General features: G+C 65.3%; 17 protein-coding genes. 6 read left to right on the forward strand and 11 right to left on the reverse strand.

All coding sequences use genetic code 11. The features are described from left to right. Nucleotides 1–109: 109 nt before the first annotated feature. The 8 genes from DCM80_RS11375 to DCM80_RS11410 all read right to left on the reverse strand — a co-directional run bounded on the left by DCM80_RS11375 (nt 110) and on the right by DCM80_RS11410 (nt 9,979). On the reverse strand, nt 110–3,067 hold the full coding sequence (locus tag DCM80_RS11375) for a 2-oxoglutarate dehydrogenase E1 component (RefSeq protein ID WP_257197039.1): 2,958 nt from the start codon (nt 3,065–3,067) through the stop codon (nt 110–112). A gap of 137 nt (nt 3,068–3,204) precedes the next feature. Next, a complete protein-coding gene (sucD, locus tag DCM80_RS11380; RefSeq protein WP_024338867.1) occupies nt 3,205–4,089 on the reverse strand; it encodes a succinate--CoA ligase subunit alpha in 885 nt (294 codons plus the stop codon). A gap of 33 nt (nt 4,090–4,122) precedes the next feature. Beyond that, on the reverse strand, nt 4,123–4,602 hold the full coding sequence (locus tag DCM80_RS11385) for a DUF1579 domain-containing protein (protein WP_257197041.1): 480 nt from the start codon (nt 4,600–4,602) through the stop codon (nt 4,123–4,125). Nucleotides 4,603–4,606: 4 nt separating this feature from the next. Continuing rightward, nucleotides 4,607–5,806, reverse strand: a complete 1,200-nt coding sequence (sucC, locus tag DCM80_RS11390; RefSeq protein ID WP_257197042.1) for an ADP-forming succinate--CoA ligase subunit beta — start codon at nt 5,804–5,806, stop codon at nt 4,607–4,609. Between the two features lie 204 nt (nt 5,807–6,010). After that, nucleotides 6,011–6,979: a malate dehydrogenase gene (gene mdh, locus DCM80_RS11395; protein WP_028133274.1), complete on the reverse strand. Its 969-nt coding sequence runs from the start codon at nt 6,977–6,979 to the stop codon at nt 6,011–6,013. Nucleotides 6,980–7,214: 235 nt separating this feature from the next. Beyond that, on the reverse strand, nt 7,215–8,402 hold the full coding sequence (gene zapE / locus DCM80_RS11400) for a cell division protein ZapE (protein ID WP_257197043.1): 1,188 nt from the start codon (nt 8,400–8,402) through the stop codon (nt 7,215–7,217). 233 nt (nt 8,403–8,635) lie between these two features. Continuing rightward, nucleotides 8,636–9,172: an RNA 2',3'-cyclic phosphodiesterase gene (gene thpR / locus DCM80_RS11405; RefSeq protein WP_028133278.1), complete on the reverse strand. Its 537-nt coding sequence runs from the start codon at nt 9,170–9,172 to the stop codon at nt 8,636–8,638. 171 nt (nt 9,173–9,343) lie between these two features. After that, nucleotides 9,344–9,979, reverse strand: a complete 636-nt coding sequence (locus DCM80_RS11410) for an arylesterase (protein ID WP_257197044.1) — start codon at nt 9,977–9,979, stop codon at nt 9,344–9,346. 55 nt (nt 9,980–10,034) lie between these two features. Between DCM80_RS11410 and DCM80_RS11415 the strand changes: the two genes are divergently transcribed. The 4 genes from DCM80_RS11415 to DCM80_RS11430 all read left to right on the forward strand — a co-directional run bounded on the left by DCM80_RS11415 (nt 10,035) and on the right by DCM80_RS11430 (nt 15,199). Next, a complete protein-coding gene (locus DCM80_RS11415) occupies nt 10,035–10,757 on the forward strand; it encodes an ABC transporter ATP-binding protein (RefSeq protein WP_257178877.1) in 723 nt (240 codons plus the stop codon). Then, complete coding sequence (locus DCM80_RS11420) at nt 10,754–13,324, forward strand: ABC transporter permease (protein ID WP_257197045.1); 2,571 nt, start codon at nt 10,754–10,756, stop codon at nt 13,322–13,324. The genes DCM80_RS11415 and DCM80_RS11420 overlap by 4 nt, the downstream gene beginning before the upstream one ends. 281 nt (nt 13,325–13,605) lie before the next feature. Then, entirely contained in the window at nt 13,606–14,397 is a 792-nt protein-coding gene (locus tag DCM80_RS11425; RefSeq protein ID WP_257178879.1) for a Bax inhibitor-1/YccA family protein, read from the forward strand. Between the two features lie 271 nt (nt 14,398–14,668). Continuing rightward, entirely contained in the window at nt 14,669–15,199 is a 531-nt protein-coding gene (locus tag DCM80_RS11430; protein WP_257197046.1) for a GNAT family N-acetyltransferase, read from the forward strand. A gap of 103 nt (nt 15,200–15,302) precedes the next feature. Here DCM80_RS11430 and DCM80_RS11435 read toward each other — a convergent pair whose 3' ends face one another. The 3 genes from DCM80_RS11435 to acnA all read right to left on the reverse strand — a co-directional run bounded on the left by DCM80_RS11435 (nt 15,303) and on the right by acnA (nt 19,942). Next, entirely contained in the window at nt 15,303–15,674 is a 372-nt protein-coding gene (locus DCM80_RS11435) for a DUF2794 domain-containing protein (protein WP_257197047.1), read from the reverse strand. 554 nt (nt 15,675–16,228) lie between these two features. Continuing rightward, the gene (locus DCM80_RS11440; RefSeq protein ID WP_257178882.1) at nt 16,229–17,002 is read right to left on the reverse strand and encodes a thioredoxin family protein; all 774 of its coding nucleotides are present in this window, start codon (nt 17,000–17,002) and stop codon (nt 16,229–16,231) included. Nucleotides 17,003–17,221: 219 nt separating this feature from the next. Further along, nucleotides 17,222–19,942, reverse strand: a complete 2,721-nt coding sequence (gene acnA / locus DCM80_RS11445; protein ID WP_257197049.1) for an aconitate hydratase AcnA — start codon at nt 19,940–19,942, stop codon at nt 17,222–17,224. 239 nt (nt 19,943–20,181) lie between these two features. On the opposite strand from acnA, the gene ccmA reads away from it, so the two are divergent. Together ccmA and ccmB are read left to right on the forward strand one after the other, a co-directional pair. Next, nucleotides 20,182–20,784, forward strand: a complete 603-nt coding sequence (gene ccmA / locus DCM80_RS11450) for a heme ABC exporter ATP-binding protein CcmA (RefSeq protein ID WP_257197051.1) — start codon at nt 20,182–20,184, stop codon at nt 20,782–20,784. 163 nt (nt 20,785–20,947) lie between these two features. Next, nucleotides 20,948–21,616, forward strand: a complete 669-nt coding sequence (gene ccmB / locus DCM80_RS11455; protein ID WP_028150494.1) for a heme exporter protein CcmB — start codon at nt 20,948–20,950, stop codon at nt 21,614–21,616. The last annotated feature ends 39 nt before the right edge of the window (nt 21,617–21,655 follow it).

Raw genomic sequence — 21,655 nt, forward strand, 5'->3', positions numbered from 1 at the left:
TCGTCCGCGAAGGCGGACGATCCAGTACTCCGTGACGACCGCGTTCAAAACGGATGGCACGGCGTACTGGATGCCCCGGTCAAGCCGGGGCATGACATTGGAATTCAGTTCAGCTCAGTGCTTCGTCCAGGAACGCCTTCAGCTGCGCCTGATGCTTGGACATCAGACCCGTGGCGGTCGCGGCGGAAGCGGCGCGGCCGACATAACGCGGACGCCGGCTCGCGCCGTTCACCTGGTTCAGCACCCATTCCAGATAGGGCTCGATGAAGTGCCAGGCACCCATGTTGCGGGGCTCTTCCTGGCACCACACCACTTCGGCCTTCTTGAAGCGCGACAGCTCGGCCACCAGCGCCTTCAGCGGCACCGGATAGAGCTGCTCGACGCGCATCAGATAGATGTCGTCGATGCCGCGCTTCTCGCGCTCCTCGTAGAGGTCGTAATAGACCTTGCCGGAGCACAACACGATGCGGCGGACCTTCTCGTCGGGGACGAGCTTGATCGCCTCGTTCGGCAGCATCTGGGCGTCATCATAGAGGATGCGGTGGAAGGTCGTATCCTTGGCCAGCTCCTCCAGACGCGACACCGCCCGCTTGTGACGCAGCAGCGACTTCGGCGTCATCATGATCAGCGGCTTGCGGATCTCGCGATGCAGCTGGCGGCGCAGCGCGTGGAAGTAATTTGCCGGCGTGGTCGGGTAGACCACCTGCATGTTGTCTTCCGCGCACATCTGCAGGAAACGCTCGAGGCGCGCCGAGGAATGCTCCGGTCCCTGGCCCTCATAGCCGTGCGGCAGCAGGCAGACGAGGCCGGACATGCGCAGCCATTTGCGCTCGCCCGAGGAGATGAACTGGTCGAACACGACCTGCGCGCCGTTGGCGAAGTCGCCGAACTGGGCTTCCCACAGCGTCAGCGTGTTCGGCTCGGCGAGCGAATAGCCGTATTCGAAGCCGAGCACGGCCTCTTCCGACAGCAGCGAGTTGATGACCTCGTAATGGCCCTGCTCGCCGCCGAGATGGTTGAACGGGGTGTAGCGGCTCTCGTCCTCCTGGTCGATCAGGACCGAGTGGCGCTGCGAGAAGGTGCCGCGCTCGCAGTCCTGGCCGGACAGGCGGACATGGTGGTTCTCGTTCAGCAGCGTGCAGAACGCCAGCGCCTCGCCGGTCGCCCAGTCGATGCCGTTGCCGCTCTCGATCGCCTTGGAGCGGTTCTCCAGGAAGCGCTGGATGGTGCGGTGGACGCGGAAGCCATCCGGCACCTTGGTGATCTTGCGGCCGATGTCCTTCAGGATCGGCAGATCGACGCCGGTGACGCCGCGGCGGGCGTCCTCTTCCTGGTCGGCGATCTTGAAGCCCGCCCATTTGCCGTCGAGCCAGTCGGCCTTGTTCGGCTTGTAGGAGGTGCCGGCCTCGAACTCGGCATCGAGCCGGGCGCGCCAGTCGGCCTTCAGCTTGTCGACCTCGCCCTCGGTGACCACGCCTTCGGCGATCAGGCGCTTGGAGTAAAGCGTGAGCGTCGAGGGATGGGCCGCGATGCGCTTGTACATCACCGGCTGGGTGAACGCCGGCTCGTCGCCCTCATTGTGGCCGTAGCGGCGGTAGCACCACATGTCGATGACGACGGGCTTGTGGAATTTCTGCCGGAATTCGGTCGCGACCTTGGCCGCGAACACCACGGCTTCCGGATCGTCGCCGTTGACGTGGAAGATCGGCGCGTCGATCATCTTCGCCACATCAGACGGGTAAGGCGAAGAACGCGAATAACGCGGATAGGTGGTGAAGCCGATCTGGTTGTTGACGATGAAGTGCACGGAGCCGCCGGTGCGGTAGCCCTTCAGATCGGACAGGCCGAAGCACTCGGCGACCACGCCTTGACCTGCGAACGCGGCGTCGCCGTGCATCAGCAGCGGCATCACGGAGATGCGCATATCGGGCGGATCGCCGTGCTGGTCCTGCTTGGCGCGCACCTTGCCGAGCACGACGGGATCGACGATCTCGAGATGCGAGGGGTTGGCGGTCAGCGACAGATGGATGCGGTTGCCGTCGAACTCGCGGTCCGAGGAGGCGCCGAGGTGATACTTGACGTCGCCGGAGCCTTCGACCGCGTCGGGATTGGCCGAGCCGCCCTTGAATTCGTGGAACAGGGCGCGGTGCGCCTTGCCCATCACCTGGGTCAGCACGTTGAGGCGGCCGCGATGCGGCATGCCCAGCACGATCTCCTTCACGCCGAGATTGCCGCCGCGCTTGATGATCTGCTCGAGCGCCGGGATCAGCGCCTCGCCGCCGTCGAGGCCGAAGCGCTTGGTGCCGGTGAACTTGGTGTCGCAGAACTTCTCGAAGCCTTCGGCCTCGACCAGCTTCTGCAAAATGGCCCTGCGGCCCTCGCGGGTGAACGAGATCTCCTTGTCGGGTCCCTCGATGCGCTCCTGGATCCAGGCCTTCTGCGCCGCGTTGCTGATATGCATGAACTCGACGCCGAGCGTCTGGCAGTAGGTGCGTTCGCAGATCGCGGTGATCTCGCGGATCGTGCCGTATTCGAGACCGAGCACGTGATCGAGGAAGATCTTGCGGTCGAAATCGGCTTCGCTGAACCCGTAGGTGCGCGGGTCGAGCTCTTCACGGTTGCGCTGGGCCTCGATGCCGAGCGGATCGAGCTTGGCATGGAAATGACCGCGCATGCGGTAGGAGCGGATCAGCATCAGGGCGCGGACGGAATCGCGCGTCGCCTGGAGCAGGTCGGCGGAGGAAATGTCGGCGCCCTTAGCCTGCGCCTTGGCGGCGATCTTGCCGCCGACCGTCTTCTCGACCTCGGCCCAATTGCCGTCGAGGGCGGAGGTGAGATCATCCTTGGGGGTGAGTGGCCAGTTGTCCCGCTCCCAGGACGGTCCTTCCGCGTTCTTACTGATGTCGGCAGGCGCGTCGTTCAGGCTCTTGAAGAACTCCTGCCACTCGGCGTCGACCGAGGACGGGTCCTTCTCGTAGCGGGCGTAGATTTCGTCGATGTAGGTGGCGTTGGTGCCCTGCAAAAATGATGACAAGGCAAAGGCTGCGTTCGCGTCCTGGCGAGACATACTGGAGTTCCTGGCGATTTCGGTTCGCGCATAACAAACGGCGCTGGCACCGAGCTCCCCGGCAGAGGCTCGGCGCGACAGGCACCCTTTACCCTATTTGCTGCGAAACTTCGCCCGGAAAAGCACGAAGAAGTGAATTAGCCTTTCAACTTTTCGGCAAGCGTATGGCCGAGCCGGGCGGGCGACGGAGACACTGTAATCCCTGCCGATTTCATCGCCTCGGTCTTGGAACCGGCGTCGCCCTTGCCGCCCGAAATGATCGCGCCGGCATGGCCCATGCGGCGGCCCGGAGGGGCGGTGACACCGGCGATGAAGCCCACCATCGGCTTCTTGCGGCCGCGCTTGGCCTCGTCCTTGAGGAACTGGGCGGCATCCTCCTCGGCCGAGCCGCCGATCTCGCCGATCATGATGATCGATTCGGTCTTGGGATCGGCCAGCAGCATTTCCAGCACGTCGATGAATTCGGTGCCCTTGACCGGGTCGCCGCCGATGCCGACCGCGGTGGTCTGGCCGAGGCCCTCCTGAGAGGTCTGGAACACGGCTTCGTAAGTCAGCGTGCCCGAACGGGAGACGATGCCGACCGAGCCGGTCTTGAAGATGTTGGCGGGCATGATGCCGATCTTGCATTCGCCGGCAGTCATGACGCCCGGGCAGTTCGGCCCGATCAGGCGGGACTTGGAGCCGAGCAGCGAGCGCTTCACCCGCACCATGTCGAGGACGGGAATGCCCTCGGTGATGCAGACGATCAGCGGGATCTCGGCATCGATGGCCTCGCAGATCGCATCCGCCGCGCCCGGGGGCGGCACGTAGATCACCGACGCATCCGCGCCGGTCTTCTCGCGCGCCTCGCGAACGGTGTCGAACACCGGCAGGCCCAGATGCGTCGAGCCGCCTTTGCCCGGCGAGGTGCCGCCGACCATCTTGGTGCCATAGGCGATCGCGGCCTCGGAATGGAAGGTGCCGTTCTTGCCGGTGAAGCCCTGGCAGATGACCTTGGTGTTCTTGTCGATCAGGATGGACATGAGGTCTGCTTTCGCGAACTAACGAGTGAGAGGTCAGTGGATGCGGCGGTAGACGCCGGTGAGCACGTCAGCCCAGCCCTCCGCGTCCGGCGAGAACTGAATCTTCAACGAGTAGGAATCCTCATTGATGATCTCGTAGACGTGGCGCGCATTGCCGCGGAGCGAGCCGCGCACCAGCGTCAGGGTCTTGCCGACCCAGCCGCCGGAGGCGGGCGAGGGCGGCGTGTAGCCGAGCGAGTCGTACCAGAACAATTTGTAGGTCCGGTCGTCGCGGTCGTAGCTGAAGATGCCGTGGGTGGCGAAGACCTGCTTGCCGTCGCGCATCTGGACCGAGTCCTGGATCAGATAGAACCCGTTGAGATCCATGCGCGCGACGGTGCGCGAGGTCGCCGGCCCGCCCGCCGTCCAGCGCGACGGGAAGACCATCTCCTCACCATCCCATTCGCCGGCGAACGCGGCGAGGCGCGCATGCTCGGGAAGCGGGGATGATGCGGCGAGATGGTCCTGGGCCATGGCGTTAGCCTCCCTTGACGGCCTTCACGATCTTCTGCGCGGCGTCGTCGAGATTGTCGGCCGGCACCACGTTGAGGCCGGATTCACGGATGATCTTCTTGCCGAGCTCGACGTTGGTGCCCTCGAGGCGGACCACCAGCGGCACGCTGAGGCCGACTTCGCGAACCGCCGCCGTGACGCCCTCGGCGATCACGTCGCACTTCATGATGCCGCCGAAGATGTTGACCAGGATGCCCTTCACGTTGGGATCGGCGGTGATGATCTTGAACGCGGCGGCGACCTTCTCCTTGCTGGCGCTGCCGCCGACGTCGAGGAAGTTCGCCGGCGCCATGCAGTAGAGCTTGATGATGTCCATCGTCGCCATGGCGAGACCAGCGCCGTTGACCATGCAGCCGATGTCGCCGTCGAGCGTGACATAGTTGAGATCGTATTTCGACGCCTCGATTTCCTTGGCGTCTTCCTCGGTCAGATCGCGCAACGACACCGCGATCTCGGGATGGCGGAACATGGCGTTGTCATCGAACGACACCTTGGCGTCGAGCACGCGGAGCTCGCCCTGCTTGGTGACGACGAGCGGATTGATCTCCAGCATCGACATGTCCCTGGCGACGAAGGCGGCGTAGAGCTGCGCGGTGAGCTTCTCGGCCTGCTTGGCGAGGTCGCCGGATAGATTCAGCGCCTTCGCCACGGTGCGGCCGTGATGGCCCATGATGCCGGTGGCGGGATCGACCGAGAAAGTGACGATCTTCTCGGGCGTGTTGTGGGCGACGTCCTCGATGTTGACGCCGCCTTCGGTCGACACCACGAAGGAGACGCGCGAGGTCTCGCGGTCGACCAGGATCGAGAGGTAGAATTCCTTGTCGATGTCGGAGCCGTCCTCGATGTAGAGGCGGTTGACCTGCTTGCCGGCCGGGCCGGTCTGCACGGTCACCAGCGTGGCGCCCAGCATCTGCTTGGCGAATTCGTTGACCTCTTCCACCGACTTGGCGATGCGGACTCCGCCCTTGTCCCCGGCGGACGCCTCCTTGAACTTGCCCTTGCCGCGCCCGCCGGCATGGATCTGGCTCTTCACCACCCAGACCGGGCCGGGAAGCTTCCTTGCGGCGGCGTCGGAGTCCGAGGCCTTGAGAACCGCTACGCCGCGCGAAATCGGAACGCCGAATTCATGCAGCAGCGCTTTGGCCTGATATTCATGGATATTCATATGGTCGCTCCCTGAACCCGCGGGCGGTGACCTATAGGGCCCACCTCAGTCTTGTGGCTGGCATACCATATACCACAGGAACTGCAACCCGGATTCTTTGACATCGAGATCTCTGCCGGAACCGGAACCCCACCCCGGTCAGCGGGGTGCGGAAGTGAAACCGCCGAAGACCGGGTTTCGATCTTCGGCGGGATTGTTTGCGCCTCAGCGGCCGAGAAGATCAGGTGCGATCTTCTTGCAGGCATCGACCAGACCCTGCACGGCACCGACCGACTTGTCGAAGGCCTCGCGATCCTTGCCGGCAAGCTCGATCTCGACGACGCGCTCGACGCCCTTGGCGCCGATCACGACGGGCACGCCGACATACATGTCCTTCACGCTGTACTCGCCGTTGAGATAGGCGGCGCAGGGCAGCACGCGCTTCTTGTCACGCAGATAGCTCTCGGCCATCGCGATTGCCGAGGCGGCCGGCGCGTAGAAGGCCGAGCCGGTCTTGAGCAGGTTGACGATCTCGGCGCCGCCGTTGCGGGTGCGGTCGACGATCTCGTCGAGGCGCGCCTGCGAGGTCCAGCCCATCTTGACGAGGTCGGGCAGCGGAATGCCGGCGACGGTGGAATACTTCACCAGCGGCACCATGGTGTCGCCATGGCCGCCGAGCACGAAGGCGGTGACGTCTTCAACGGAGACGTTGAATTCGTCGGCCAGGAAGTAGCGGAAGCGGGCCGAGTCCAGCACGCCGGCCATGCCGACGACCTTCTTGTGCGGCAGGCCGGAAGCCTTCTGCAGCGCCCAGACCATCGCGTCGAGCGGATTGGTGATGCAGATGACGAAGGCGTCGGGCGCGTACTTCTTGATACCGGCACCGACCTGCTCCATGACCTTGAGGTTGATGGAGAGCAGGTCGTCGCGGCTCATGCCGGGCTTGCGCGGCACGCCGGCGGTGACGATGCAGACCTTGGCATTGTCGAGCGCCTCGTAGGAATTGGCGCCGGTGTAGTGCGCGTCGAAGCCATCGACCGGCGAGGACTGCGCGATGTCGAGCGCCTTGCCCTGCGGCACGCCCTCGGCGATGTCGAACATCACGACGTCGCCCAGTTCCTTCAGGCCGATGAGGTGAGCCAGCGTTCCGCCGATCTGACCGGAGCCAATCAAAGCAATCTTGTCGCGCGCCATGTGAGCCTGTCCTTTAGACACGTAAGGAGGGGAAAACTGAGACGGGTGGTTATCCCTTTCGCCTCCCCCGTTCAAGTCGCCCAATGCCCAATTGTCGGGCTTGGCGCGGCCGCGGGCACGCAGCCCTGTCATTCCGGGGCGTGCGGAGCACGACCCCGGAATCTCGCGCGACAATCTCGGGATTCCGGGTTCGCGCTGACGCGCGCCCCGGAATGACGGCAGTGGCAAATAGGACTTAAGTCTCGACCAGGCCCTTGGTGGAGCCGCTGGCGGTGGAATCCTTGCGGCCGTGAGCCAGCGCCAGGTAGGACTCCGAGCTCATCTCGATCAGGCGCGAGGCGGTCCGCTTGAACTCCATGGCCTCAGTGCCCTCATGGGCGAGGTACAGCGAAATCGGGTTGGCGTCGGCCGAGGCCATCAGCTTCACCGCATTGTCATAGAGCGTGTCGATCAGCGTGATGAAGCGCTTGGCGGCGTTGCGCTGGGAGAAATCCATCACTGGAATATGGTCGACCAGGATGGTGTGATAATCGTGCGCCAGCCTGAGGTAATCCGATGCGCCGAGCGGCTTCTCGCAGAGGTCGGCGAACGAAAACCGCGCCACGCCGTGAGCGGAGCACGGCACGTGCAGGATGCGGCCCTTGATCGAAATGTCGCGCGAACGGCATTTGGCGCCGCCCGACATCCGCGACCAGGCGCGATCGAGTGCAGCGTCCGCATCGCGATCGGCCGGCGTCAGCCACATCGGCACGCCCTGCAGCTTCTCCAGCCGGAAGTCGGTGCGCGCATCGAGCCGCGCGACGTCCATGTGGTCGGTGATCTGCTTGATGAAGGGCAGGAACAGCGACCGGTTCAGGCCGCCCTTGTAGAGATCGTCAGGCGCCACGTTCGAGGTCGCGACCACGACGGTGCCGAGCTCGAACAATTTGGCGAACAGCCGTCCCAGGATCATCGCATCCGCGATGTCGGTGACGTGGAATTCGTCGAAGCAGAGCAGCCAGCTCTCCTCGAAGATCGCATTCGCGGTCAGTGCGATGACGTCGCCGTCGGCGATCTCGCCGCGCGCGATGCCCTGGCGATAGTCGTAGATGCGCTCATGCACATCGGCCATGAATTCGTGGAAATGCGCGCGGCGCTTGTGCTCGACATCGGAGTGCTGGAAGAACAGATCCATCAGCATGGTCTTGCCGCGGCCGACCTCGCCATGAATGTAGAGCCCGCGCGGCACATCGTCCTTGTCGCCGCCGCCGAACAGGCGGCTGAGCAGGCCCTGCTTGCGCTTGGGGCTGTAGGTCGCAAGCCGCAGGTCGAGCGCCGCATAGGCCTCGGCGACCTCGGCCTGCGCGGCATCGGGCTCGATCGCGCCGGCGGCGATCTGGGCCTGATAGGCTTCGCTGAAGGGGGAACTCGGGGTCGAGAGCATGACCCTTTACCGCCAGAGACCGGCGGAAATTGCAAGCCGTCAATTGGTGCGGGGCGCTATGCGTTCCGCGTCCCGGACGCGCTGCGGCACTCCTTGCAATGCGAAGCATCGTCCGGCGTGACGCTGCGCAGAGCCGGGACCCACTGTTTCGTACACCGAACTTGGAGCGATGGGCCCCGGCTCAGCAGTGCACCACTGCGTGGCGCGCTGCGTCCGGGACACGAGAGCGGTTGCTACTCGCACAGCTCGTAGGCGTCTTCGACCACGTACGGCCCGCCGCCGGTCGAGGCGCGCGATGAGAACAGCACGAAGCGCTCGGCCATGAACGCCTTGCTCGGGAAATAGCCGCGCAGCGAGAGATAGTCGGCGACGTCGCGGTCGGTGGCATCGTGCAGCCGGGCCAGCGTCACATGCGGGATGTACTTGCGGCCTTCCGGGTTGAGACCGATCCGCTGCATCATGCGTTCGAGCTCGGCCTGCAATTCCATCAGCGGCTTGTTCGGCGCGATGGTCGCGACGACGGCGCGCGGCTTGCGGCCGCCGAAGCTGGTCAGGCCCTGCACCTTGACCTCGAACGGCTTGCGGTCGACGCGAAACAGCATCGAGGCGATCTCGTTGGCGGAGGCGCCGTCGATGTCGCCGATGAAGCGCAGGGTGACGTGATAATTTTCGGGATCGATCCAGCGGGCGCCGGGAAGGCCTCCTCTCAAGTTGGAAAGCGCCTGGCCGATCTCGGCCGGAATTTCCAGACCCGTGAACAAACGCGGCATCGTTTCGCACTCCCGATGCTTGGGTACGATCCCCGAGCAGGATCATATCCAAATTAGAGCCGGCGACGAATCACCGGTACCCTGATTCCTATCGCAGTTGTGTGACTCTGCGAAGCACGCCGCGCCTCATCCCGGAAAAACCCTGGGAATTACTGATAGCGCTGCCTGCTTTCAACGCCGTTGCTTAGCGATCGTGCCAACGAATGCCTGCACGGCGGGCATGATGTTGCCGACGATGATGTCGACGCCTTCAGCGGTCGGGTGAATGCCGTCGGGCTGGTTGAGCTTGGCGTCGGCCGCAACGCCCTCCAGAAAGAAGGGGTAGAGCGGCACGTCGAATTGTTTCGCCAGATCCGGATAAATCGAATTGAACCGCGCGGCATAATCGGCGCCGTAATTCGGCGGCGCCAGCATGCCGCACAGCATCACTGCGATCTTGCGCGCCTTGAGCCGCTGGACGATGTCGGCGAGCGCGGCGCGCGCCAGATCGGGGGCGATGCCGCGCAGGGCGTCGTTGGCGCCGAGCTCGACGATGACGCCGTCGGTTCCCTCGGGGACCGACCAGTCGAGCCGGTCGCGGCCGCCCGAGGTGGTGTCGCCGGACACCCCGGCATTGGTCATGTCGACCGCTATACCCTTGGCATGCAAAGCTTTTTTGAGCTTCTGGGGGAATGCGTCCTGAGCCGGCAGGCCGAGGCCGGCGCTCAGGGAATCGCCGAGCACGACGAGCTTGATCGGCTTTGTCGCGTCCGCCCAGGCCGGGTTCGCCATTGTCATGAAGGCGAGCATCAACACGGCTATGTGCATGAACAATCCGTAACGCCTCTCGACCGCGCTATCGGAGTTGCCATATGACCGGACCATGGACACTCGCATCGATCCCTCTTCGCTCGCCGTCACGTCGGCGGACACCATCGCCATCTCCAACGTCAATCTCTCATTGGGCACGGGCGCGGCACGCGTTCATATCCTCAAGAATATCAGCTTGCGGGTCGGCCGTAGCGAGACGGTCGGCCTGATCGGCCCGTCAGGCTCGGGCAAATCCACGCTGCTGATGGTGATGGCGGGGCTGGAGCGTCCTGACAGCGGAGAGGTGGTGGTCTCAGGCACGCCTTTCAATGCCCTCGACGAGGACGCGCTGGCCCGCTTTCGCGGCCGGCAGGTCGGCATCGTCTTCCAGTCCTTTCATCTGATCCCGACCATGACGGCGCTGGAGAACGTCGCGGTGCCGCTCGAGCTTGCCGGCAATCCCGATGCCGCGAGGCGCGCGGCGGAGGAGCTGCAATCGGTCGGGCTCGGCGACCGCCTTCATCATTATCCGACGCAGCTCTCCGGCGGCGAGCAGCAGCGCGTCGCGCTGGCCCGCGCGCTGGCGCCCGATCCCGCCATCCTCGTCGCCGACGAGCCGACCGGCAATCTCGACGAGGCCACCGGACAACAGATCGTCGATCTCCTGTTCAGCAAGCACGCCGAGCGCGGCATGACCCTGGTGCTGGTGACGCACGATTCCTCGCTGGCGCATCGCTGCGATCGCGTCATCCGCCTGCGTTCGGGCCGCATCGACACGCAGACTGCGCCGGCATGAGCACGGCGGCCGAGCCCTTTGCGAAGCCGAACGGCGTCGCGCTGTCGCTGCGTTATGCGCTGCGCGAATTGCGCGGCGGCCTGCGCGGCTTCTACGTCTTCATCGCCTGTATCGCGCTCGGCGTGATGGCGATCGCCGGCGTCGGCTCGGTGTCGGCGAGCCTCTCCGACGGCCTTGCCCGCGAGGGCCGCACACTGCTCGGCGGCGACGTCTCCTTCGTGCTGTTCCAGCGCGAAGCCAAGCCCGAGGAAGTTGCCTTCCTGCGCTCGCGCGGCACGGTGTCGACCGCCGCCACCTTGCGCGGCATGGCGCGCGCGGCCGACGGCCAGCTCGCACTGGTCGAGATGAAGGCGGTCGACGACACCTATCCGATGCTGGGCCAGCTCACGCTGGCGCCACAGCTGGCGATGTCCGACCTGCTCGCGGAGCGCGACGGCGCGTTCGGCGCGGCCGCCGATCCGACCCTGCTGGCGCGGCTGTCGCTGAAGACCGGCGACCGTGTCACGATCGGCTCGGCGACCTTCCAGATCCGCTCGACGGTCGAAGCCGAGCCCGACAAGCTCGCCGGCGGCATCGGCTTCGGCCCGCGCTTCCTGATCAGCCAGGCCGGCCTGCGCGCCACCGACCTGATCCAGCCCGGCAGCCTGGTGCGCTGGGTCTACCGGGTGAAGCTGCCTGAGGCCGCCAACAACGAGCGCGCCACCGAAGCCTTCATCGCGGATGCGCGGAGCGCCGCGCCGCAGGCCGGCTGGGAGATCCGCAGCCGCTCCAACGCCTCGCCGCAGCTCGAACGCAACATCAACCGCTTCACCCAGTTCCTGACGCTGGTCGGGCTCGCCGCGCTGCTGGTCGGCGGGGTCGGCGTCGCCAATGCGGTGAAGAGCCATATCGACCGCCGGATCGAGGTGATCGCGGCCCTCAAGGCCGTCGGCGCCACCGGCCGCGACGTGTTCGGCATCTATCTGGCGCAGGTTCTCGTGCTCGCGGGCATCGGCTCGGTGATCGGCCTTGCGCTCGGCGCCGCCATGCCGTTCGCCATCGTCGGCCTGTTCGGCAAGCTGCTGCCGCTGCCGGTGGTGCCGGCCCTGCATGCCGACGAGCTCGCGCTGTCGTTCCTCTACGGCCTCCTGACCGCGCTGGCCTTCGGCCTGTGGCCGCTCGGACGCGTCCACGACGTACCGGTGGCCGCCTTGTTCCGCGACACCGTCAGCTCGGAATGGCACCGGCCGCGCGCGGGCTATCTCGTGTTCATGGGCGTGGTGATCGCCCTGCTCATCACCGTGGTGATCGGGCTCTCCTTCGACAAGCGCATCGCCGCGGTGTTCGTGGCCTCCTCGGTCGTCGTGTTCGCACTGCTGCGCGGCATCGCCGCCCTGCTGATGGCGATCGCGCGGCGGCTGCCGCGGACGCGGCTGCCGATGCTGCGGCTCGCGATCGCCAACATCCACCGGCCGGGCGCACTGACGCCCTCGGTCGTGCTGTCGCTGGGGCTCGGGCTCGCCGTGCTCGTCACCATCACCCAGATCGACGGCAATCTGCGGCGGCAGTTCCTCGCGGCCCTCCCCGATCAGGCACCGTCGTTCTTCTTCATCGACATTCCGAGCGGGCAGGCCGCACCGTTCGACGATTATCTCCGCAAGATCGCGCCCGGCGCGAAGGTCGAGGACGTCCCGATGCTGCGCGGGCGCATCGTCGCCGCGCGCGGACTGCGTGCCGAAGAGCTCAAGCCGTCCGCCGATTCCGAATGGGTGCTGCAGAGCGACCGCGGCCTGACCTATACCGGCGAGCTGCCGAAAGGCTCCAAGGTGGTCGAGGGCGAATGGTGGAGCGCCGATTATTCCGGCCCGACCCTGGTCTCGATGGAGAAGAAGATCGCCGACGGACTGGGCCTAAAGCTCGGCGACGAGATCGTGGTCAACGTGCTCGGCCGCGACATCCCGGCCAGGATCGGCAATCTGCGCACCATCGACTGGCAGGGGCTCGGCATCAACTTCGTCCTGGTGTTCTCGCCGAACGCCTTCAAGGGCGCGCCGCACACCCATATCGCGACGCTGACGGAACCGGGCGGAAATGCCGCAGCCGACGGCAAGATCATCAGGCAGGTGGCCGACGCCTATCCGATGGTGACGAGCGTGCGGGTGCGCGAGGTGATGGAGACCGTCGGCTCGGTGGTGACCAATCTGGCGCTGGCGATTCGCGGCGCCAGCGCGGTGACCCTGATCTCGGCGATCCTGGTGCTGGGCGGGGCGCTTGCCGCCGGTCATCGCCACCGGGTCTACGATGCCGTGATCCTGAAGACGCTGGGCGCGACGCGGCTGCGGCTGCTGGGCGCCTATGCGCTCGAATACCTCCTGATCGGGCTCGCCACCGCCTTGTTCGGGGTGATCGCCGGCAGCGTCGCGGCCTGGATGATCGTGACGCGGCTGATGACGCTCAGCTTCGTCTGGCAGGCCGGCAGCGCGGCCGGGGTTGTGGCGGCCGCGCTCGTCGTCACCGTCGGGCTCGGGCTCGCGGGCACGCTGCTGGCGTTGAACAAAAAGCCCGCCACGGTGTTGCGGAATTTGTGACAAATGGTAGCGGATGCTCGCACCGATGCGGAATCGCACGATTCCCGCGATTAACCACGACTGCCCGTCAGGTTCGCGTCAGGATTGCCGCCAAGGGCGACATTCAGCCGCGCGTGGAAGGTTGCAGCGGATGTGTTAGTTTCCCACATATCGAATGGGTTCGGAGTCCGGATCGTTAGCCAAAATTTAGCCGGCTGGCGTCGGTATCCGAGATGGAATTTGACGAACCGGCGGCATGGCGACCCTCGTGCCGGACCGGACCAACCAACGGGAATTCGACCATGTCGGACCTAGACCGTAACTACGCTTCTCCTTTCGGCAGGGCCGCCGGGCGTGTTGACGCCGCGACGGTCGATGCCGGCCTGCGCGCCTACATGCTGCGCATCTACAACTACATGACCATCGGCCTGGCCATCACCGGCCTCGCCGCGCTCGGCGTCTACATGGCTGCCGTGACCGACGTCGCGACGCCGGACGCGGTGCGCGTCGGCAAGCTGTTCCTGACGCCGTTCGGCTACGCGATGTTCGTCAGCCCCCTGAAGTGGCTGTTCATGCTCGCGCCGCTGGCGATGGTGTTCGTGATCTCGGCGGGCATCAACCGTCTGGCTCCCTCGACCGCCCAGATCCTGTTCTGGGTGTTCTCGGCGCTGATGGGCATCTCGCTGTCGTCGATCTTCCTGGTGTTCACGCACACCTCGATCGTGCGGGTGTTCTTCATCACCGCGGCCACCTTCGGTGCCCTGAGCCTCTATGGCTACACCACCAAACGTGACCTTACCGGCATGGGCTCGTTCCTGTTCATGGGCCTGATCGGTATCGTTCTCGCCAGCCTGGTGAACCTGTTCCTGGCCAGCTCGATGCTGCAGTTCATCGTGTCGGTGGTCGGCGTGCTGGTGTTCTCGGGCCTCACCGCCTGGGATACCCAGCGGCTGAAGAACGACTACATCTACGGCTATGCCTCGGCCGGCGGTGACATCGCAGAGCGCGCGGCCATCACCGGCGCACTGTCGCTGTACCTGAACTTCATCAACCTGTTCACGCTGCTGCTGCAGCTGCTCGGCCAGCGCGAGTAAGCGACGGACCAGAGCGAACGACACGAACCCCGGCCTCGCGGCCGGGGTTTTTGTTTGGAGGGCGCGGTAGAGCCACATGCACAGTGTCATCGCCCGCGAAGGCGGGCGATCCAGTATTCCAGAGGCAGTCGCGAGTGACCGAGAGGCCGCGGCGTACTAGATTCCCCGCCTTCGCGGGGAATGACGGCGGAGGAGGTTATGCTCGCAATGATGGGGGCGGAGGCGGCGGAGCCCCTTCCAGCGGCCGCGGGAAGACTTTAATCTTCCTCCCATGTCCGCACCCGAAATCAGGCCCACGCTAGAGGCCGACCTTCCCGCCATCACCGCCATCTACCAGCAGGCCGTCCGCGAGGGCACCGCGACATTCGAGCTGGAGCCGCCCGACCTCGGGGAGATGACGCGCCGCTACCGCACGCTGATCGACGGCGGCTATCCCTATTTCGTCGCCATCCTCGAGGGACGCGTGGCCGGCTACGCCTATGCCGGCGCCTACCGGCCGCGGCCGGCCTATCGCTTCACGGTCGAGAACTCGATCTATCTCGATCCTTCTTTCCACCGCCGCGGTATCGGCTCGTTGCTGCTGGAGCGCCTGGTCGGCGAATGCGAGGCGCGCGGCTTTCGCCAGATGATCGCGGTGATCGGCGATTCCGCCAATGCCGGCTCGATCGGCCTGCACACCAGGGGCGGCTTCAGGATGATCGGCACGCATCCCAATGTCGGGCTGAAATTCGGCCGCTGGCTGGATACGGTGATGATGCAGCGCGACCTCGGCGAGGGCGCGAGAACGGTACCAACGAAGTAGGCTCAGCTTGTAGCCCGGATGGAGCGCAATCCGGGACAAGTCCATCCGCCGACACAGCGGCCCCGGATTGCGCTGCGCTCCATCCGGGCTACGGGACTGCCGTCTACACCACCGCCAGCTTCCGATCGATCACCAGCAGCACGCGCTCCAGCTCGTGGCCGCGGCGCAGGATCAGGCCGGTCGCCGAAATCACGCTGTACATGCCCTGCTTGCGCGCCAGGCGCGGATCCTTCTCGATACGATAGATCGGCACTTCCGAGGCGCGGCGATAGACCGAGAAAACGGCGCGGTCCTTCAGGAAGTCGATGGCATAGTCGCGCCACTCGCCGTCGGCGACCATGCGGCCGTAGAGATTGAGGATACGGTTCAGCTCGAGCCGGTTGAACGTCACCCTGATCTGTTGCACATTCACGGCGGCGGGGCGCGCCGCCGCGCGCTGCTCGCTCGGATCGGCATCCTCCGACATCAGACTCATGGAGAGCCTCCTCATCGCACCACTTAACCCGGTCCGCGAACCGTCCCCGGAACCGGATCATGACAAGGGCATGATTGCGCCAACCGTTCTTCGCCGCAAGGGCCCTCGATGGAACCCGGTGCCTGCTTTCAACCGGTCGAATCCACCGCGACTCCTCCCACACGCAAAGGTGGAACTCTGTCGCGGCAAACCGTCACGGGATCGTTAGCAGGAATCATAGTATCGCCGCTTTTCCGCCTAGCGACTGCCGCCCTGCATTGCGAAAAGATTGGTGTGCGTTGACCCGGTCCTTTCGGTTCCGGATTCCTCAGCCCCCAGCCCCCCGGGGTCGAACAGGATCGGGTCTGTACGCACCACAAGGAGGGCCAACGCAAGTTGGTCCTTTTTTGTTTGTGCCGGGACGTTTCCGTTGCCTCAGTCATTGCGGGGCGCACGGAGTGCGAGCCCGGAATCCATTTCTCGTCTCAGCAAGTGGATTGATGGATTCCGGGCTCGCGCCAATTGGCGCGCCCCGGAATGACGAGAGGCTGATTCTTGAGAACGCGCTGCGCTCTTCAATGCAGCGACGTGTACGCCGCGCCCAGCATCGGGCCCGGTCGTTCGCGGCTGCCGTCCTGGACGTAGACCACAGCACCATCGACGCCGTCGCGCGTGAGGTTCTCGATCGGCACCGTCCAGCTTTCCGGACGTCCGGTCCAGTCGCCGACCTTGAGCAGGTTGCGCACCACGTTGTGATAGGTGACCTGCTGCCCGCGATTCTCGCCGCGGGTGATCGCGATCGGCACCGACTTGGCGATCGAGCAGATCCAGACCTCGCCGCGCGAGACGGCCGGCTCGTTGCTCGCGGCGACCGAGACGTTGATCTGCTTGCCCGCGAGCGACATGGTCACCGGCACGCTCATCACGCCCGTACCCTTGGTGGCCTTGCCGATCGCATTCTCGATGCCGGCACGATCGTTACCGACGACATGGGTGGAGCCGTTGACCACGACCTGCGGGGTGTAGACCTCGCGGTCGCCACGCATGCGCGAATAGGCGCGCTGCCGCGCCGAGAAACGCGAATCCGCCAACGTGTCCTTCCAGCCCAGATAGTCCCAGTAATCGATCGGCATGCTCAGCGCGATGATCGACGGGTCTTTCGAAAGATCGCCGATGATCTGGTCGGCGGGCGGGCAGGACGAGCAGCCCTGCGAGGTGAACAGTTCGACGACGGCACGGGGTTCAGCCTCGGCGGGCCGGATGACGGCGACGATGGCACAGATGCCGAGAGCTCCCGACCAGAGCGCACCAGACCAACGCGAAAGATGAGAAGCCGTCATTGCTGTCATGTCGAACGTCACACACCGTCACTCATAGGGAAGGATTCTATCGCCTGATGGTCACCGTAGTCTTACGGGCACGGCACGCCTGTCCGTCCGATGCGAAGCTTTTCGCCGGGCGGGCCGATCCGAAGCGTGCCGCAAACGCGCGAAGGCGGCCTTGTGATAGGCCGCCTTCGTTTGGGCTTCTACTCACTTCGCAGTGAGCCATTGTTCACAAATCCGCGCTTACGCCGCGAGCTTGCGCAGCACGTAGTGCAGGATACCGCCGTTGCGGTAGTAGTCGAGCTCGTCCAGCGTATCGATGCGGCAGAGCAGCGAAACGCGCTGCAACGAGCCGTCGCCGGAGACGATCTCCGCGGTCAGCTTCTGGCGCGGCTTGAGGTCGCCGACGAGGCCGCGCAGCGTGACCTTCTCGTCGCCCTTCAGGCCGAGCGAGGACCAGGAGGTGCCTTCCTCGAAGGTCAGCGGCAGCACGCCCATACCGACGAGGTTGGAGCGATGGATGCGCTCGAAGCTCTGGCAGATCACGGCGCGCACGCCGAGCAGACGCGTGCCCTTGGCCGCCCAGTCGCGCGAGGAGCCGTTGCCGTATTCGGCACCGGCGAACACCACCAGCGGCACCTTCTCTTCCTGGTACTTCATCGCGGCGTCATAGATCGACATCTGCTCGCCGTCGGGCCAGTGCTTGGTGAGGCCGCCTTCCGGAATGTTGCCGTCGGCGCCCTTCAGCATGAAGTTCTTGATGCGGATGTTGGCGAAGGTGCCACGCATCATCACTTCGTGGTTGCCGCGGCGCGTGCCGTACTGGTTGAAGTCGGCGGGACGCACCTGGTGCTCGCTGAGATACTTGCCCGCGGGCGAGGTGAGCTTGATCGAACCGGCCGGCGAGATGTGGTCGGTGGTGATCTTGTCGCCGAACATGGCGAGGATGCGCGCCTCGACGATATCGGTGACCGGCTCCGGCTCCTTCTTCATGCCGTCGAAATAGGGCGGGTTCTGCACGTAGGTCGAAGACATGTTCCAGCGATAGGTCTCGCTCTCGACCGTCTTGATCTTGCGCCAGTTGGTGTCGCCCTTGAACACGTCGGCGTACTTCTTCTTGAAGATCGACGCGGTCACGAACTTCTTCATGAAGGCGTTGATCTCCTTGGTCGTCGGCCAGATGTCCTTCAGGTAGACCGGCTTGCCGTCCTTGCCCTCGCCGAGCGGCTCGGTGGCGAGGTTCTTGGTGACGCTGCCGGCGAGCGCGTAGGCAACGACCAGCGGCGGCGAGGCCAGGTAGTTCGCCTGCACGTCCGGCGAGACGCGGCCTTCGAAGTTGCGGTTGCCGGAGAGCACGGCGGCCGCGACCACACCGTTGTCGTTGATCGATTTCGAGATCTCTTCAGGCAGCGGACCGGAATTGCCGATGCAGGTGGTGCAGCCGAAGCCGACCAGGTTGAAGCCGACCTTGTCGAGATAGGGCTGCAGGCCGGAATTGGCGAGATATTCGGCGACCACCTGGCTGCCCGGGGCGAGCGAGGTCTTCACCCACGGCTTGGCCTTGAGGCCCTTCGCCGCGGCGTTGCGCGCCAGCAGGCCGGCGCCGATCAGGACACTCGGATTCGAGGTGTTGGTGCAGGAGGTGATCGCGGCGATCACGACGTCGCCATGGCCGATATCGAAGTTCTTGCCTTCGACCGGGAAGCGCTTGGTGGGCTCCTCGGCCTTCTTGTACTCGCTGCCGAGCGCAAGCGAGAAGCCATCCGCGACCGTCGGCAGCGCAATGCGGCCTTCCGGGCGCTTCGGGCCGGCCATCGACGGCACGACGTCGCCGAGGTCGAGGGTCAGCGTTTCCGTGAACACCGGATCGGGCGACTTGGCGGTGCGGAACAGGCCCTGCGCCTTGGCATAGGCCTGCACCAGCGCAACGCGCGCCGAGGCACGGCCGGAGGTCTTGAGATAGTCGAGCGCGGCGGCGTCCACAGGGAAGAAGCCGCAGGTCGCGCCGTATTCGGGGGCCATGTTGGCGATGGTGGCCTTGTCGGCAACGGAGAGGTGGTCGAGACCGGGGCCGAAGAACTCGACGAACTTGCCGACCACGCCGAGCTTGCGCAGCATCTGCGTCACGGTCAGCACGAGGTCGGTGGCGGTGACGCCTTCCTTCAGTGCGCCCTTCAGCTTGAAGCCGACGACGTTGGGCAGCAGCATCGACAGCGGCTGGCCGAGCATGCAGGCTTCCGCCTCGATGCCGCCGACGCCCCAGCCGAGCACGGCCAGACCGTTGACCATGGTGGTGTGGGAATCGGTGCCGACCAGTGAGTCGGGATAGGCGACCTCGAAGGTGCCGGTCTTCTTGCCGACCGTCATCTTCTCCTTCTTGGTCCAGACCGTCTGGGCCAGATATTCCAGGTTGACCTGGTGGCAGATGCCGGTGCCGGGCGGCACCACGGAGAAGTTCGAGAACGCCTTCTGGCCCCATTTCAGGAACTCGTAGCGCTCCTGGTTCTGCTTGTATTCCTCGGTGACGTTCTTGCCGAAGGCCTTGTTGTCGCCGAAGAAGTTCACGATCACCGAATGGTCGATGACGAGGTCGACCGGCACCAGGGGATTGATCTTCTCGGCGTCACCGCCGAGCTTCTGCATCGCGTTGCGCATCGCGGCGAGGTCGACCACCGCCGGCACGCCGGTGAAGTCCTGCATCAGCACGCGCGCCGGACGGAACGCGATCTCATGCTCCAGCGACTTCTTGCGCAGCCATTTGGAGACGGCGACGATGTCCTCTTTCTTGACCGAACGGCCGTCCTCGTTGCGCAGCAGGTTCTCGAGCAGCACCTTCATCGAATAGGGAAGTTTGGAAATTCCCTTCAGACCATTCTTCTCGGCCGTGGGCAGGCTGTAATAGACGTAGGTCTTGGCGCCGACCTTGAGGGTCTTTTTGCATTTGAAGCTGTCGAGCGAGGTCATGTAGGAATCCCAATTGTTAGCTATACCCGGCAGGGTATCTTAACACCGTCAGCGTATCAGGCTGGGCCGCTTGCAGGGGCAGGTTGAGTTGCTGCATCAAGTAGTTCCGGGCTTATAGAAGCTTTCTAACCGCACCGCCACAGCCACAATCGTGCCGCAGCAATCGCGAGCCAAAAATTCCCATGCGCTACCCCAAGTTTTCCTGAGGCCCGGCTTTGAGTGAATTGAAACGAGGCGAGATGCGGCTCTCCGGACAGGGAGTTGCCTGCGTGCGCGGCGGCCGCCAGGTGTTTGCCGGGCTCGATTTCGCCGCGGTCTCCGGTGAGGCCGTGGCGGTGGTCGGCCGCAACGGCTCGGGCAAGACCTCGCTGCTGCGGCTGATCGCGGGCCTGCTGGTGCCGGCGGGCGGCCAGATCGCGCTCGCAGGCGGCGATGCCGAGCTGACGCTGCCGGAGCAGTGCCATTACCTCGGCCATCGCGATGCCCTGAAGCCGGCCCTCAGCGTGGCGGAGAACCTGACCTTTTGGGCTGATTTCCTGGGCGGCGAGCGCGGCGACGCGGCCGCGACCCTCGCCACCGTCGGGCTCGACCATGCCACCCATCTGCCTGCGGGCTTCCTCTCGGCGGGCCAGCGCCGCCGGCTGTCGCTGGCGCGCCTGCTGACCGTCCGCCGCCCGGTCTGGCTGCTGGACGAGCCCACCAATGCGCTGGACGTTGCCGGCCAGGACATGTTTGGCGGCCTGATGCGCGAGCACCTCGCGCGCGGCGGCCTCATCGTCGCGGCGACCCATGCTCCGCTCGGGATCGAATCCCGGGAGCTGCGGATCGGGGGTGCGGCGTGATCCCCATGCACCCTCAGCTTTCCGAGCGGCTAGGCACCGGCCTCTCCGTTCCCTCTCCTCTCTCCTCTGGGGGAGCCTTCGTCGTCGAGACCCCCTCTCGCCAGCCCTCCGCCGCAAGCTGGGGAGGGAGCGCACCGCCCTTGCGGCACGAGGGGAGCCCGCCATGACTGCCCTGTCCGCCCTCATTCGCCGGGACATCCGGATCGCGCTCCGCGTCGGCGGCGGGGCGCTGATCGGGGTGCTGTTCTTCCTGACCGTGGTGGTGCTGATGCCGTTCGCGGTCGGGCCGGATCTGGCGCTGCTGTCGCGGCTGGGGCCGGCCATCCTCTGGCTCGGCGCGCTGCTGGCGAGCCTGCTGACCCTGGACCGGTTGTTCATGGCCGACCACGAGGACGGTTCGCTCGACCTGATCACGATGAGCCGGACACCGCTGGAACTCGCTTGCGCCGCCAAGGCGCTGGCGCATTGGCTGGCGGCGGGCCTGCCGCTGATTGTCGCAACCCCCGTGCTCGGCCTGCTGCTCAACCTCGACATGGTCGCGACCGGGGCGGTGGCGCTGACGCTGCTGGCGGGCACCCCGGCGCTGACCTTCACCGGCATGATCGGCGCGGCGCTGGCGGTCACGCTGCACCGCGGCGGCCTGCTGATGGCAGTGCTGGTGCTGCCGCTGTCGATTCCGGTGCTGATTTTCGGGGTTGCGGCCTCGCAGGCCGTGATCGTCGGCCCAATGACGTTCGGCGCGCCGTTCTCGATCCTGTGCGCGCTGTCGCTGGTCAGCCTCGTGATCGGCCCCTTCGCAGCTGCAGCGAGCCTGCGCCACGGGCTCGATTGAGATGCACGCGACCGGCCTTGACCCCGATCAACTTTCGCC

Origin of the sequence: Bradyrhizobium sp. WBOS08 (assembly GCF_024585125.1) — a bacterium.
GTDB classification, from domain to species: Bacteria; Pseudomonadota; Alphaproteobacteria; order Rhizobiales; family Xanthobacteraceae; genus Bradyrhizobium; species Bradyrhizobium japonicum_B.

What these genes read in the sequence shown, in the direction of transcription:
- sucC (WP_257197042.1), bottom strand. Translation starts at nt 5,806, where the DNA reads ATGAATATCCATGAATATCAGGCCAAAGCGCTGCTGCATGAATTCGGC.
- zapE (WP_257197043.1), bottom strand. Translation starts at nt 8,402, where the DNA reads ATGCTCTCGACCCCGAGTTCCCCCTTCAGCGAAGCCTATCAGGCCCAG.
- DCM80_RS11415 (WP_257178877.1), top strand. Translation starts at nt 10,035, where the DNA reads ATGGACACTCGCATCGATCCCTCTTCGCTCGCCGTCACGTCGGCGGAC.
- mdh (WP_028133274.1), bottom strand. Translation starts at nt 6,979, where the DNA reads ATGGCGCGCGACAAGATTGCTTTGATTGGCTCCGGTCAGATCGGCGGA.
- DCM80_RS11375 (WP_257197039.1), bottom strand. Translation starts at nt 3,067, where the DNA reads ATGTCTCGCCAGGACGCGAACGCAGCCTTTGCCTTGTCATCATTTTTG.
- DCM80_RS11440 (WP_257178882.1), bottom strand. Translation starts at nt 17,002, where the DNA reads ATGACAGCAATGACGGCTTCTCATCTTTCGCGTTGGTCTGGTGCGCTC.
- DCM80_RS11430 (WP_257197046.1), top strand. Translation starts at nt 14,669, where the DNA reads ATGTCCGCACCCGAAATCAGGCCCACGCTAGAGGCCGACCTTCCCGCC.
- DCM80_RS11385 (WP_257197041.1), bottom strand. Translation starts at nt 4,602, where the DNA reads ATGGCCCAGGACCATCTCGCCGCATCATCCCCGCTTCCCGAGCATGCG.
- sucD (WP_024338867.1), bottom strand. Translation starts at nt 4,089, where the DNA reads ATGTCCATCCTGATCGACAAGAACACCAAGGTCATCTGCCAGGGCTTC.
- thpR (WP_028133278.1), bottom strand. Translation starts at nt 9,172, where the DNA reads ATGCCGCGTTTGTTCACGGGTCTGGAAATTCCGGCCGAGATCGGCCAG.
- acnA (WP_257197049.1), bottom strand. Translation starts at nt 19,942, where the DNA reads ATGACCTCGCTCGACAGCTTCAAATGCAAAAAGACCCTCAAGGTCGGC.
- ccmA (WP_257197051.1), top strand. Translation starts at nt 20,182, where the DNA reads ATGCGGCTCTCCGGACAGGGAGTTGCCTGCGTGCGCGGCGGCCGCCAG.
- DCM80_RS11425 (WP_257178879.1), top strand. Translation starts at nt 13,606, where the DNA reads ATGTCGGACCTAGACCGTAACTACGCTTCTCCTTTCGGCAGGGCCGCC.
- DCM80_RS11410 (WP_257197044.1), bottom strand. Translation starts at nt 9,979, where the DNA reads ATGCACATAGCCGTGTTGATGCTCGCCTTCATGACAATGGCGAACCCG.
- DCM80_RS11435 (WP_257197047.1), bottom strand. Translation starts at nt 15,674, where the DNA reads ATGAGTCTGATGTCGGAGGATGCCGATCCGAGCGAGCAGCGCGCGGCG.
- DCM80_RS11420 (WP_257197045.1), top strand. Translation starts at nt 10,754, where the DNA reads ATGAGCACGGCGGCCGAGCCCTTTGCGAAGCCGAACGGCGTCGCGCTG.
- ccmB (WP_028150494.1), top strand. Translation starts at nt 20,948, where the DNA reads ATGACTGCCCTGTCCGCCCTCATTCGCCGGGACATCCGGATCGCGCTC.